This is a genomic window from Brevibacillus borstelensis, from assembly GCF_036700025.1.
Classification (GTDB): Bacteria; Bacillota; Bacilli; order Brevibacillales; family Brevibacillaceae; genus Brevibacillus; species Brevibacillus borstelensis.
The window spans coordinates 4339766-4353652 of record NZ_CP144922.1 but is presented as its reverse complement, the minus strand read 5'-3'; the positions used below and the strand labels follow the sequence as shown (position 1 = coordinate 4353652).

15 protein-coding genes are annotated in these 13887 nt (G+C 52.2%); 12 read left to right on the top strand and 3 right to left on the bottom strand.

The features are described 5' to 3' along the window. Positions 1-22 precede the first annotated feature (22 nt). From phoU to V5G20_RS20845, 11 genes are all read left to right on the top strand, one after another. A complete protein-coding gene (gene phoU / locus V5G20_RS20895) occupies positions 23-679 on the top strand; it encodes a phosphate signaling complex protein PhoU (protein WP_003387985.1) in 657 nt (218 codons plus the stop codon). Between the two features lie 174 nt (positions 680-853). Continuing rightward, positions 854-1942, top strand: a complete 1089-nt coding sequence (locus V5G20_RS20890) for a hypothetical protein (protein ID WP_122958643.1) — start codon at positions 854-856, stop codon at positions 1940-1942. 108 nt (positions 1943-2050) lie between these two features. Beyond that, positions 2051-3007, top strand: coding sequence for a VanW family protein (locus V5G20_RS20885; RefSeq protein ID WP_338462054.1), 957 nt, complete (start codon positions 2051-2053; stop codon positions 3005-3007). 177 nt (positions 3008-3184) lie between these two features. Further along, complete coding sequence (locus V5G20_RS20880) at positions 3185-3610, top strand: MarR family winged helix-turn-helix transcriptional regulator (protein WP_003387981.1); 426 nt, start codon at positions 3185-3187, stop codon at positions 3608-3610. 9 nt (positions 3611-3619) lie between these two features. After that, entirely contained in the window at positions 3620-4279 is a 660-nt protein-coding gene (locus V5G20_RS20875) for an efflux RND transporter periplasmic adaptor subunit (protein WP_024983178.1), read from the top strand. Between the two features lie 4 nt (positions 4280-4283). Beyond that, a complete protein-coding gene (locus V5G20_RS20870) occupies positions 4284-5516 on the top strand; it encodes an efflux RND transporter periplasmic adaptor subunit (RefSeq protein ID WP_024983179.1) in 1233 nt (410 codons plus the stop codon). 14 nt (positions 5517-5530) lie between these two features. Further along, entirely contained in the window at positions 5531-7108 is a 1578-nt protein-coding gene (locus V5G20_RS20865; protein ID WP_003387976.1) for a DHA2 family efflux MFS transporter permease subunit, read from the top strand. Between the two features lie 178 nt (positions 7109-7286). After that, positions 7287-7853: a PadR family transcriptional regulator gene (locus V5G20_RS20860; protein WP_003387975.1), complete on the top strand. Its 567-nt coding sequence runs from the start codon at positions 7287-7289 to the stop codon at positions 7851-7853. 75 nt (positions 7854-7928) lie between these two features. Then, a complete protein-coding gene (locus V5G20_RS20855; RefSeq protein ID WP_338462050.1) occupies positions 7929-9131 on the top strand; it encodes a macrolide family glycosyltransferase in 1203 nt (400 codons plus the stop codon). A 194-nt stretch (positions 9132-9325) separates the two neighbouring features. Further along, on the top strand, positions 9326-10396 hold the full coding sequence (locus V5G20_RS20850; protein ID WP_003387973.1) for a branched-chain amino acid aminotransferase: 1071 nt from the start codon (positions 9326-9328) through the stop codon (positions 10394-10396). A 176-nt stretch (positions 10397-10572) separates the two neighbouring features. Then, positions 10573-11067 (top strand): metallophosphoesterase family protein, encoded by a 495-nt coding sequence (locus V5G20_RS20845; protein ID WP_003387972.1) that lies wholly within the window; start codon positions 10573-10575, stop codon positions 11065-11067. Positions 11068-11082: 15 nt separating this feature from the next. Here V5G20_RS20845 and V5G20_RS20840 read toward each other — a convergent pair whose 3' ends face one another. Then, entirely contained in the window at positions 11083-11223 is a 141-nt protein-coding gene (locus V5G20_RS20840; RefSeq protein WP_155807931.1) for a hypothetical protein, read from the bottom strand. Continuing rightward, entirely contained in the window at positions 11186-12130 is a 945-nt protein-coding gene (locus tag V5G20_RS20835; RefSeq protein ID WP_003387971.1) for a DMT family transporter, read from the bottom strand. The genes V5G20_RS20840 and V5G20_RS20835 overlap by 38 nt, the downstream gene beginning before the upstream one ends. Before the next feature lie 125 nt (positions 12131-12255). Between V5G20_RS20835 and V5G20_RS20830 the strand changes: the two genes are divergently transcribed. Then, a complete protein-coding gene (locus V5G20_RS20830) occupies positions 12256-13002 on the top strand; it encodes an N-acetylmuramoyl-L-alanine amidase family protein (RefSeq protein WP_003387970.1) in 747 nt (248 codons plus the stop codon). On the opposite strand, the gene V5G20_RS20825 is transcribed toward V5G20_RS20830, so the two are convergent. After that, complete coding sequence (locus tag V5G20_RS20825) at positions 12979-13818, bottom strand: divergent polysaccharide deacetylase family protein (protein WP_003387969.1); 840 nt, start codon at positions 13816-13818, stop codon at positions 12979-12981. The two genes, V5G20_RS20830 and V5G20_RS20825, sit on opposite strands and share 24 nt — an antisense overlap. Positions 13819-13887 lie beyond the last annotated feature (69 nt).

Below are 13887 nucleotides of genomic sequence, written 5' to 3'. Positions count from 1 at the left end.
ACAAATGAGGGGGAAACAGGGTATGACGCGACATGCTTTCGAAGAACAGCTTGACGGCTTGCATCGCAAGCTGATGTCGATGGGGACGCTAGTAGAGGAAGCTATTCATAAATCGATCAAAAGCCTGGTCGAGCGTGACGTTCAACTGGCCGAGCAAGTCATCGCCAGCGACCACCTGATCAACGAGCTGGAGCACGAGATCGAGGTCGGCTGCTTTCAGATGATCGCTTTGCAACAGCCGGTCGGCGGAGACCTCCGGCGGCTGGGGACGATGCTCAAGCTGGTGACCGATTTGGAGCGGATGGGCGATCACGCGGTCTCGATTGCGAAGACTACGCGGAGGTTGATGGCCGAGCCGTATGTGAAGCCGCTGATCGATATTCCGTTGATGGCGGATCATGTCAAGGCGATGGTGCGGGACAGCCTGAATGCCTATATCGGGATTGACAAGCAGGCGGCAGAAGAGATTGCGGCCCGCGACGACATTGTCGACAAATTGTTTTCGACGATTTTCCGGGATCTCATCGACGTGATGACCAAGAACGGACAGTCGATCTCGCAGGGCACGCATCTGTTGCTGGTGGCACAGTATCTGGAACGGATCGCGGATCATGTGACCAACATCTGCGAGTGGATTATTTACATGAGCACCGGAAAAATGACCGATCTGAACAATTAGAATAGAAGACTCGGGAAGAAGGCCGCTGACTGCATCGCAGAGCGGCCTTTTTGCTTGCCTGCAAGCTGTTACTGAACGCCGGCACGTCCGTATTGGTACAATCGCCTAATGGGCGGCTGCTGCATACGATATCGGGAAGCTGATTTTGCTTTTAGTTCTACAGGAGGGATTGCCATGAGCGTCAACGAGCGTCATATTTATGCAGGCGGAAATACAGCGAGAGGGTATCGGTCTTTTTTGAACGCGATACTGACCGGGATCGATCGGCGCATTGTTCTTACTGGCGATGCAGAGGGACTCGCCAGCAGGTTAATCGAAAAAATCGGAGAACAGGCGATTCGACTTGGCCAGCGGGTCGAATGGATTCACTCTCCTTTTGTGAATGGAGCCTTTGATGGCGTAGTGATACCGGAGTGGAGTGCAGCAGTAGTTGACGGCGGATACCCGCGCCAGTTCAAGCCCGAGGGACCCGGCTTGATCGAGACCTATGTCAATTTGCAAGATGCTGTGGATAAACAAAAGCTTGCGTCTCATCGCGAAGAAATCGTTTCTTTGCTCGAGCGGATCGAGGCAAGCACGCTGGAGGCGCACCAAGCGTTTGCGGAAGCGCTGCGGATTCACGATGAATGGGAGGGTATCTTTATCGCCCACCTCGACCGGGAAAAGGCGAATCAGGTGGGCGACGAAGTGATCCGCCTGTTTTTCGGTGAGGATACAGCGGCGAAGAGAGCCCGAGTCCGACGGATGTATTTGGGAGCAGCCACTTCTGCGGGTCCGAAGGATTTCGTCCCCAACCTGACAGCGGAAGTATCGAAGCGGTATTTGATAAAAGGAAGGCCGGGATCGGGCAAATCCACGATCTTGAAGCGCCTGGTCGCAGAAGCGCAGAGACGGGGATTTGATGCGGAGGTATACCACTGCGGCCTGGACCCGAACAGCCTGGATATGGTGGTCCTGCCGGAACGGGGTCTCGCCATCTTTGACAGTACAGCCCCGCATGAATACTTTCCGGAGCGGGAAACCGATGAGGTCATCGACATGTACGAGAGGGCAATCCAGCCAGGGACGGATGAGCGGTATCAAAGTCAAATCGCCACCTTCCAGAAGCGTTACAAGGAGGCGACGAAAAGAGGCACTGCCTGCTTGAAGGCGGCAGAGGAATGCCGGATCCGCTTGTCTCTGATCTATCAGGAAGCGACAGACGAAAGAAAACTCGCAGAGCTTGAGGCAGCGATCTCCAGCCAACTGGGGTCTGACAGATAGCCTGCTTGAAACTGACAGCCAGTCGGCCAGAGAGGCCGACTGGAGAACGGACCATTCGCATGAAACCCGTTTGACTGCTCATACTATGCCAAGGAGGTGAGCAGCCGGATGGGTTTTTCTTTTGTCATGGCACTGATGCTTCTTGTGCATCCCTTGGACGCAACCGATTTCCTCCGGATCGTCTGGCAGGGAACCCCGATTGCCTATCTGGATCGCGCCGATTACACATTGCCGCTTTCGGGCGTCCCTTTGATAGACGAGGCGAGGCTGGATGAGGTGCGAAAAAGTGTTGCGGCTCAAGTCTATCGGGCACCGGTAGATGCCGCTATCAATGAGCGAGGGCAGATTATCGCTGAACAGAGAGGACAAGCTCTGGATGAAAAGGCCTTTTGGGGCCAGGTGTATGCCTACTTTTACGGAAACGGCCCGGCCCAGATCACCCCTGTCCTGCGCGATGTGCTTCCGCGTGTGGACCGCGCTTTGCTGGAGCAGGTGCGCAAGCGCAGGATCGGTCAATACACGACGTATTTTAATCCGCGAAACCACAATCGCTCTCATAACATACAGCTGGCTACGAAAGCGATCAACAACTATGTCGTTCTGCCGGGAGAAACGTTTTCTTTCAATAAAGTGGTGGGCAAGCGAACGAAAAGCAGAGGCTATCTCGAAGCGCCGATTATCGTCAGAGGAGAACTGTCGGAGGGGATTGGCGGCGGGATTTGCCAGGTTTCTTCGACTCTGTTCAATGCAGTTGACAAAGCTGGCCTACATATCGTGAAAAGGTATTCGCACAGCCGCAACGTGCCGTATGTTCCTCCAGGCAGGGATGCTACCGTAAGCTGGTATGGCCCCGATTTCGTCTTCCAGAACAAATACGCATATCCGATCCTGATCCGTGCTTATTCCGCGAATGGAAGCATGATGGTGACGATTCACTCATTCCCGGAGATTGAATACGAACCGAGAAATGTGCCAAGCGTACAGTTTCAGCTTCCGGAAGAAGAGCCAGCCGGTCCTGTTTCGCATAAGGGTACGACAGTTGTCAGTTCGCAGCTTCCAGTTTAAGACAGCACCTGCTCCAGGGGGCTGTCTTCCTCGTTTTTAAAGAAAAAAATGTTCAACAGAAGACAGTTTTATTCAAATGCAATTCAAAAAAAGGTTGTAATCATAAACGAAAACACGTATAGTATTTCGTGTGATAAAATTTCGTGTGCGAAATAAATTGATCAGAAGGGGGAAGCCATGAACAAGCCAGTGGTCATCCGCGACCTTTTAAAACGCCTGAACAAGACGATCAACATGATTGCTGCCAGAGAATTGGAGAAAGTCGGATTGACCTATCCGCAGTTGATGGTTTTGCGGCATCTTAAAGATGAAATGCTCACCATCGGCCAGATCAGCAAGGCTGTCGATCTGTCTTACAGTACGGTTTCAGGCATCATTGATCGGTTGGAGAGAGAGCAGCTGGTAGAACGTCTAAGAGATGAAAAAGATCGCCGCGTTGTCTGGATTCGCTCGACGGATAAAGTGAGGGAGCAATTCGAAAAACTGCCGATCTTTTCTGAAGCGTACTACAGTACACTGTTTAGCGACTTTTCTGATGCAGAGCTGGGGCAAATCGTTCGCGCCTTGGAGACTCTGATCACCAAACTAGAGAAAGAAAGCTGAGGAGAAACCATGAAGCGAAAAATCATTTTGTATGTCATCTTGCTCCTGGTGGTGGCAGCGGGAGGAGGCATCGGCTATTACTACTGGTATCAAGGCAGTCATTACGTTACTACCGAAGACGCACGAATCAGCGGAGACATTTACCGCGTTATGCCGCGTATTGCCGGAAAGCTCCAGAAGCTTTCCATTGCGGATGGCGATACGGTCGTTGCCGATCAAATCGTAGGGCAACAGGATACGACCAATCTGACGACCAATCTTCTGGAAAATGCTCTTCTTCGCGCACCCATTACAGGTACGGTGATCAAAACGCTGGCAAAGGAAGGGGAGGTTGTTTCCCCGGGTCAATCCATCGCCATGGTCGTTGACGAATCCAAGCTGTACGTTTCTGCCAATGTGGAGGAAACAGAGCTCAACCGGCTGAAACTGGGACAAAAAGTGGACATTGTGCTGGATGCCTATCCGAAAACCAAGCTGCTTGGACACTTGATCGAGATCGGCCAAGCGACAAACTCCACTTTTTCGTTGATGCCTGCTGTTAGCACAAGCGGCAACTTTACCAAAGTCACCCAGCGCATTCCGATCAAAATCGCGATCGACGATACCGCTGGGCTTCATCTGGCCGCCGGACTGAACGCAGAAATCAAAGTGCACGTGAAGGAGATGTAAAAACATGAATAAAGCGAGACAATGGAAGACGCTGGGTACCGTATTGGCAGCCGTTTCGCTGATTGCGGCTGGATGCAGTGAGCCGTCTTCAGCCGGACCATCAGAAAGCGCTCCGGTTGTAAAGGTATGGAAAGCGGACATGGCCGGAACCAGTGCGATCTCCAACGGTAAAATAGCAGCAGCTGATGAAATTCAAGTCGTCTCCAAGCTGTCCGGAAAAGTAGCACAGGTCAATGTAAAGGAAGGCTCTGTCGTAAAAAAAGGCGATATCCTCGTAACGCTGGAGGCGACAGATTACCTGGAGCAAATGAAGCAAGCCGAAGCCGCGATCGCGAGCGCACAAGCGCGGCTGCATGACACCCAGGCAGGAGCGCGGACACAAGAGCTGCAACGCCTGGCAAGCGGTGTGGAGCAGGCAAAAGCTACGCTGCAGGTGGCTGAAAATACAGCCAACCGGATGAAGGCGTTGTTTGACTCGGGCGCGATTTCCCAAGCCGAGTACGAAAAGACTACACTCGATCTGGAAAAGGCAAGGACAGCCCTCGACCAGGCACAGGCCCAATACGATTTGGCCAAGGAGGGACCTACCTCCAATACAATAGCAGCCCTGCAGGCTGAGGTGAGCCGCCTGCAATCCAGCCTGGAGCTGGCGAAAAACACTTATCAAAACACGATGATCCAATCGCCGATTTCCGGTATCGTCGCCAAGAAAAACATCGATCCGGGTGAAATGGCACAGCCGGGCGCGCCGCTCCTCGTACTGGTCAACATGGACCGGGTAAAAGTGGAAGCGAGCGTTCCGCAAGAGCAGATCAACCAGATCAAGGTAGGCGCCCCGGTCGATGTGAAGGTTAACAGTCTTGGCGGAAAGGTGCTGAAGGGAACCGTAGAGTTCGTCAGCCCGATCTCTGACGCCAACAGCAGCTCTTTCCCAATCAAAGTAACGGTAGACAATAAAGACGGCGAACTGCGCGCCGGCATGCTTGCCGAGGTGTACCTGCCGAATCAGGCAGAAGCATCCAACTCTTGGAAAGTGCCCGCTTCTTCTATCGTAACGAAAGACAATAAACATTACGTTTTCAAAGTAGACCAGGATGTCGTTCATCAGGTGGAAGTCTCTGTAGGAGAAACATCGGGCGAATGGACGAGTGTCACGCAAGGTGTGAACCAAAACGACCGTCTGGTGCTGACACCGACTGATTCATTGGCCGAAGGCAGCAAAGTAATCGTCAACTAGCGGAGGTGATAAAAATGGCGGAAGCAGCGACACAGCAAAAGGACGGCGGGAGTGGCGGAATGTGGATTACACTTCTGGCCATCCTCATGGGGACTTTCGTTGCTATCTTGAACAACAGTCTGATCAACGTCGCCTTGCCAACGCTGGTAAACGTATTCGGTTCAACCACTGATACGATCCAATGGGTATTGACGGGATACATGCTTGCCAACGCCGTTGTCATTCCCATGAGCGGTTCCCTCGGCGACAAATTCGGATACAAACGGGTCTTCCTGATCTCGCTGATCGCGTTTACGGCATCCTCCGTCTTGTGCGCGATGGCCTGGAGCGACACGAGTATGATCGCCTTCCGCATCATTCAAGGTCTGAGCGGGGGGTTGATCATGCCGATCGGGATGTCGATGATTTACATGATCGTCCCCCGGGAAAAAATCGGGATGGCGCTCGGTTTGTTCGGGATCGCTTCGATGGTGGCCCCTGCTGTAGGGCCGACGCTCGGCGGATATTTGATCCAATACCTCAACTGGCATTTTCTGTTCCTGGTCAGCGTCCCTGTGGGCATTTTCGCGATTATCATGAGCAGCGCCCTGTTGAAGGAAACGGAGAAGAAGCCTGATCTGAAGTTTGATTACCCGGGAGCGATTCTGTCGATCATCGCTTTTGGGACCCTGCTTCTGGCGCTCAGTAAAGGCCAGTCGGAAGGATGGAGCTCCTTCTTCATTGTCAGCCTGTTTTTCATCGCTTTTTCCAGTCTGGCTCTGTTCGTATGGGTGGAGCTTGGCAAGGAGCAGCCACTGCTTGATCTGAGTCTGTTTAAAATACCGGTGTTTACGCTCAGCGTGATCACTTCAAGCTTCGTCATGATGGGGATGATGGGCGGGATCTTCATGATGCCGATCTTCCTGCAAAACATCCAGGGCATGTCGGCGATGGATTCAGGCTTGCTGCTCATGCCCCAATCAATCGCGATGGCCATCATGATGCCGATCAGCGGGAAGCTGTTTGACAAATACGGAATCGGTCCGATTGCCCTGGTAGGTTTGACCGTCATGGGGATCACGACATTTGAGCTGCACAATCTGGAGGCGGATACGCCGCACCACTGGCTCAATACGATCCTGACGATTCGCGGTCTGGGAATCGGATTGTGCATGATGACACTGTCGACCGTAGGGATGAACGCCGTCCCCCGGATGATCGTAGGGAAAGCCTCGTCCTTGTCCAACGTGATCCGGCAGGTGATGAGCTCGTTCGGGATCGCGCTCTTGACGATGGTCATGACGACTCGGACGAACTTCCACTCTGCGACGATTTCCGAAAGCATTACCATCACATCTACGGCAGCTGCTGACTTTATCAGAGGCTTGACCGGCATGTTTACCCAGGCGGGCGTAGATGCGGCAACAGCGCAAGGCGGAGCCAGCTCCGTGCTGATGGGGATGATCATAAAGGAAGCAACCGTGCGCGGCATTGCCGACGCGATGCTGATTTCATCCATCCCCATTTTCTGCTCGATTCCGCTGATTTACTTCCTGCACAAAAAGCCGAAGAAACAAGGCGCCGCGGAAGAAAAGCAAAAAGCGGCAGCGTAATGGCTGGCATATTTCAAGAAGCGAGAGGTTGTTCTCAAAGCGTTTTTTCGTTTTGGGGACGCCTCTTTTTTTGTTCTTCTGCACCTCTTGGGCGTCTTTTATAACAAAAAAATATATTGTGATATTATATCTTTTAGATATAATGGAGGCAGATCAATCGATTAAGGAGGCCATAAGCTTGACCGAATTGTTCATACTAGGCGAATTGACGGGATCTCCGATGCATGGGTATTTGCTGCACACGATTTTGAACGGGATTATCGGACCTACGAGAAAAATCAGCTGGGGGGTGCTGTATCCGCTTATTCATAGCCTGGTTGCAGATGGGCTGATCGAGCAGGTCCCCGATGAACAGCAGGAAGGTGTCCGGCAGGGAAGAGGAAAGAAGAAAAAAATGTACAGAATAACGGAGGATGGCAGACGCCGCTTTTTTCAGCTAATGGAAGAACCGATTCCATACTCGCCGGATTATGAGCTGCATTTTTATACCAAGTTTTCAAATTTTGACATGATCAGCAGAGAACTGCAGTTCTTGATTTTGCACCAGTACAAGGATTACCTGCGGTTTGAGATCCGCCATGAAGAAGAACGGGTGGAGAATGTGAGCAAAGACGAAATGATGCCCGATGCGGAACGACACTACAATTTGATCTGGTTCCGGCATAGGTTGGACAAACTCCGTTTTGACGAAGAGTGGGTTCTACAATTAATCAATAACCTTCGTATGGAGGGGATTGAGCGTTAGTGAATGTATAGTGGTGGCGACGACGCAAATAGGTTGCGCCTGGAGCTGTGTACTTCATGATGAAAGGTGATGACTATGGCACGCGTTTTGTTCATCAACGGAGGTTCGGAAGGACATATCAATCCAACCCTCGGCGTTGTTCAAGAACTTATCCGTCGAGGCGAAGAAGTGGTTTACTTTACAGCGGAACAATATCGTGATCGCGTAGAGCCAACGGGCGCAGAGGTGATCACGTTCGATGGAAACAAATTTGTAGAAGCGTTCCTTGCCGGGGGACGAAATCCTTGGGCCCGAGTGGGCGGGCTATTGCGCACCGCCGACATCGTCATTCCCAGTCTCCTTACTCAAACAAAAGGAGACCATTTTGATTACCTCATTCATGACTCGATGTTCGGCTGTGGGCGTTTGCTTGCACAAATACTCGACCTGCCGGCAATCAGCTCATGTAGCAGTTTTGCAATGCAGCAAGATAGCTTTGACCGTCTGCAAGATAACCTCTCACGCAAATTTCCAGAGAACGATATTAGACGTTCGCAACAGGAGTATCAAGAGCTGCGGAGTCATGTGCAAGCGAAATACAATGTGCAAGTTGGTGCTGCCTATGAGATTTTCTGCAATCCCGCGCCAATGACTATCATTTATACGTCGAAGCTTTTTCAACCGGATAAAGAACAATTCGACGAGACATACAACTTTGTTGGACCGTCTATCGTGCCCCGCCCACACGATCAATTTGACTTCTCCCCGATAAATACAGAACACCTGATTTATATTTCACTTGGCACCGTAATCAATCGAGCCGTGGATTTTTACAAACTTTGTTTTGCGGCCTTCGCCGAAACGAAGTACACCGTGATCCTGTCTGTTGGCAGACAAACCGATCTATTGGATTTGGGAGACATTCCGGCAAATTTTATTGTTCAGAGCTACGTGCCGCAGCTCGAAGTACTGCAACGCGCCAAATTGTTTGTCACGCATGGCGGCATGAACAGCACGAGTGAAGGCCTTTATTACGGTGTGCCGCTGATTGTCCTTCCACAAAGTGCTGACCAGCCTTATTTGGCTCGAAGGGTAGCTGAACTCGGGGCAGGCATCCACCTAAATCCAGAAGGCTTAACCGCAGGAGATCTCAGAGAGGCGGCGGAACGGGTGTTTAAGGATGCGTCCATGCGAAAGGTATGTGCAGAAATTGGCGATTCGTTCCGAGCTGCGGGTGGGTATCGTCGAGCCGTCGAGGAAATCTTCGCGTACAAACGAAGAGCAGGATTACATCATTAATGAAAGATTTGTATAGGCTACGCTGGTACTACCCCTTGCTGTGGCCGGAAATAGGGTTAGGGCATTTTCCTGTCGCCTGTGCTTCCCAAGGTTTGCCTTGTGGAAAGAAAGGTGCCGAAAGCAGAAAATTGTGTTTTAATTATCATGATAAAAGATTTTGACTTGTACTTCATAAAAAGGGAGATGCATGACCTATGGCCCTACAGCTTGAGGTTTCATTAGCCACTGAAAAAAAGGAAAAGCCCGATTTCAACAAGCTGGGCTTTGGCCAGATTTTCACCGATCACATGTTTGTAATGGACTATAGCGAAGGGAAGGGCTGGCATGATCCGCGTATCGTGCCGTATGCACCGCTCACGCTTGATCCGGCAGCCATGGTGTTTCACTACGGCCAGTCCGTTTTCGAAGGGTTAAAAGCGTATCGGACCCGGGAAAACAACATCCTTCTGTTCCGTCCGGACAAAAACATGCACAGAATGAATGTGTCCAACGAGCGCATCGACATGCCGCAGATCGATGAAGCTTTCGTCCTGGAGGCATTGCGGGAACTGATCAAGATTGACCAGGACTGGATTCCGTCCGCGCCGGGCACTTCTCTATACATCCGTCCGTTCATGATTGCCACAGAGCCGTATTTGGGTGTCCGTCCTTCTCATTCCTACAAGCTCGTCATCATCCTCTCGCCGGTAGGGGCTTACTACGCTGGAGGCATGAAGCCTGTTAAAATCCACGTAGAAAGCAAGTACGTGCGGGCTGTCAGAGGCGGGACCGGGAACGCCAAAACAGCAGGCAACTACGCGGCCAGCTTGAAGGCGCAGTCTGAAGCCAAGGTTCTGGGCTACGAGCAAGTACTGTGGCTGGACGGCGTCGAAGGCAAGTACATTGAAGAAGTCGGCGCGATGAACGTCTTCTTCAAAGTCAAAGGGGAAATCTGGACGCCCGCATTAAACGGCAGCATTCTCGACGGCGTAACGAGAAATTCCGTACTCCAACTGCTCCGGGATTGGGGACTTCCCGTTCATGAAAAGCGCATCTCCATGGAGGAGCTGCAGCAGGCACACGCCAACGGCGAGCTGGAAGAAGCGTTCGGAACCGGTACCGCCGCTGTTATTTCCCCGATCGGAGAATTGAACTGGAACCAGCATCAAATGTTCATCAACGGTCAGGAAGTCGGCGAGCTGACGATGAAGCTGTACGACACGCTGACAGGCATTCAGTACGGCGAGGTTGAGGACAAGTTCGGTTGGACAGTGAAGGTTTTATAAAAAGAAGAAACACGGATTTGATCAATGGAATCTAGTGAAAAGCCGGTGGCACGGAAGCTCCATTTACTGGACTTTTGTGCCTTCTTTTTTCATGTATGGAATGGAAATCCTGGGGCTAGAAAGAAGAATAGTCTTACTGAACGCTGCCAGTTGAGTGGCAGTGGAGGAGAAAGCAGATGAAAATCGGTGTCGTATCAGATACTCACCTCCCCAAACGGGGACACACGCTCCCAAAGCCGCTAATCGAAGGACTGCGCGGAGTGGAGCTCATTATCCATGCCGGCGACTGGAATACCCTCCAGGTTTACGAGGAGCTAAGCGAGATCGCCCACGTCGTCGGAGTATGGGGCAATACAGACGATGATCAAGTCAAAGCCCGGCTGAACCGGGTAGAAATCGTGGAAGCAAAAGGAAAGCGGATCGGCGTCGTCCACGGGGACGGAAAAGGAAAGACGACCCCGCAAAGGGCCGTCGATACATTCTCCGGTCAAACGGTCGATCTGATTATTTTCGGCCACTCCCACATTCCGCTATGGGAAGAGAGGAACGGCATCCTGCTGTTCAACCCCGGTTCTCCGACAGACAAGCGAAAACAGCCGCTCTATACGTATGGCATCGTGGAAATCGGGGCTGAAATAACGGCCAGGCATGAAGCTTACGAACAAAAGTAGGCAGCGGTCAAGCGATCAGGAAAACACCTTGATGATCCAGTACACGATACGGCCGACGATGTAGCCGAGAAAGATCGTCCAGCCGATCTTGGCCCAGACGCTTAACCCTTTGACGTACTCACGCAAGCTTTTTCGGCGGGGAGGCAGTTGGTTCACCGGATTCCACTCCTTTGGATGTTTGATTGTTGCGGATAAACAGGTAGATACCGGCCAGAATGATCAGACCGCCGACATACTGCGGCATGGTGACGACCTCTCCGAGGATAAAATAAGCGAGAATGGCAGTTCCGATCGGCTCGCCGAGAATGCCCATGGAGATCGTCGTCGTGTTCAGCCACTTGATGATCCAGTTCAGGATCGAGTGGCCAAGCAAGGTAGGGAACAGCGCCAGGCAGAAGAACCACCCCCAATTCGCTGCAGAATAGCCCGTGAGCGAATACCCGAATGCCAGATCGTACGCCACCAGGATGACGCTCGTGATCGAGTAGACGACCAATGTATAGCTGAAGGAAGAAAGGTATTGGCGAATATACTGGGCGATCAGCCAGTAGCCGGTAACAGTAGCGGCTCCGGCCAAAGCGAGGATGTCTCCCCACAGGGCCATGCCCCCGACGCGAAAGTCGCCCCAGCCGATGACGAAGCTGCCGGCGATGGCGAGCAGGCCGCCTGTCAGCGCGAGCGGGCGCAGCTTTTCCCCAAAGAAGAAGTACCCGCCGATAAAGGCGAACAGCGGCTGCAAGGTTACCAGGACAGTCGAGCTGGCTACGGATGTATAGTTGAGCGATTCGAACCAGAGCAAAAAATGGCTGGCCAAAAATGCGCCGGACAGTGCGCAAAGCAACCACTGCTTTCGCGGCATTCGCACAATTTCCGCTATGGCTCCCCGATTCCAGAACAGCAGCGGAAGGGTCAAGACGACCGAGAAAACGAGTCGGTAGGTCGCAATGATCGGCGAAGGCGCGTCAGACAGCTTGACGAAAATGGCAGATGTCGATATCGCTAAAACTCCGAAAAATAAGGCCAAATACGGAGGAAATAAAGGCTTGTCTAACGGCTTGTTCATGGGAAGCACCTCTTGTCATAATCGCTCGCATGAATCTTATTGTACCTGCCTTGCGGAAAATTCACAATCGTTGTACGATGCCAGATCAAGGATAGAATGGCCGGGTGAGAGGCAATTCTAACACTATGAGAAAACGATGGCTGTTTTTGATGCTGAGCGCTTTCCTTCTTTTGCTGCCGGAGCCCGCTGCCGCAGTGCCGCTAACCAATGTCCAGGTCTTGATCGATGTGGGGCACGGAGGTGTGGATTCGGGAACATCTCACGGCACGATTTTCGAAAAAGAGATTAATCTGGAGGTGGGCAAACGCTTATATCGGATTTTGACCGAACAGGGGTACAGAGCAGTCCTCAATCGGGATCGGGACGTTGCCTTGAGCGATGAAAATCAATGGTTGAACAATCCCTCCAGACATATCCGCGATTTGGCCCAACGACGACAGTTGGCCAAAGAGATCAGGCCACAGTTGATGATCAGTCTGCATGTCAATTGGTCTTCCGACGGCAGAAGACGGGGACCGGTGGTCATTTACCAGCAAAATGAACAAAGCTACTGGCTCGCCTCCCTGCTTCAGGATGCGATGAATCAGATGGCGAAGACAAACAGCCGACCCGTAAAGGGAAGGACGTACTATCTGCTTCGCCACGACTATTGTCCGACTGTCATTGTGGAGATGGGGTTCATTAGCAATTACGCTGACCGCACCATGCTGACCAATCCCGAGCAGCAGGAAAAGCTGGCCCGGGTGATCAGCGACGCTGTTGGCGAATACCTACTCCTGACGGGCGAGCTCGCCGGAGATGGCAGCCGTGCATCAATGGGAGAGCAAAAGCGCACCTGGTGGGAACGTTTATGGCATCCCGTTCGAAATTAACATGGAAATCGTTACAAACGACGCCTCCTTCTGTATCCGCGGTATGTACTCGGACAGGACGGAGGCCGTCTTTTTTCCCGGAGGCCCTACGTGGCCGATCGCAATATGCACAGGTCCGGCTTTGCTGTCGATCCGTTTGCACAGCCGCTCCATCTGCCGGGTGATGTGCGACAAGGTGTAGACGTCATCCAGAAATATTCCGTTTTCCAGATAAGGAACGCCCAGCTCCTTTGCGATCTTTTGCGCCACGCTGCGTGCCGTGGTTTTGCTGTCCAGGTAAATGAGGCCGCGTTCCTTGCAAACCTGCAGGACAATTCGCATCACGCGCTCGTCTGCGGTCGCCTTGGAGCCCATGTGATTATTCATGCCGATTGCATGAGGAACGTCGTCAATCGCATTTTCCACACGCTTGCGAATCTCCTCGTTGCTCATTTTCGTGGTAATCCCCCCGGGCCCCATCCAGGACGCCTTTCCTTTCATCGGCTCCATGGGCAAATGGACAAACACATCATGCCCCTTTTCATGGGCAAGCTCCGCGTCCCGCTTGGTGCTCGGCAGAAAGGGCATGACAGCCACCGTCAAAGGCACGGGCAAAGCCAGGATCTCTTCTGTTCCCTCCATGTTGTTGCCAAAGTCATCGATGACAAACGCGACCTGATTGGCTTTTGGCCCAGAAATCGGCTTGAGCGGGGGACGTTCAATGACATCCTGAGCACTTGTCGTTCCCGCCAACATACTGATGGACACGATCATGCTTGCAATCGTGAACGCGAGTGCTTTTTGCAGGCTTCCCCGTTTATCGAGTGTCATGTGCATCGCCAGCCTTTCTTTTTCCTCTTAGTGTGTGTCAGCCAGCCGCCGATTACCCGACTTGCTTGGCAACAC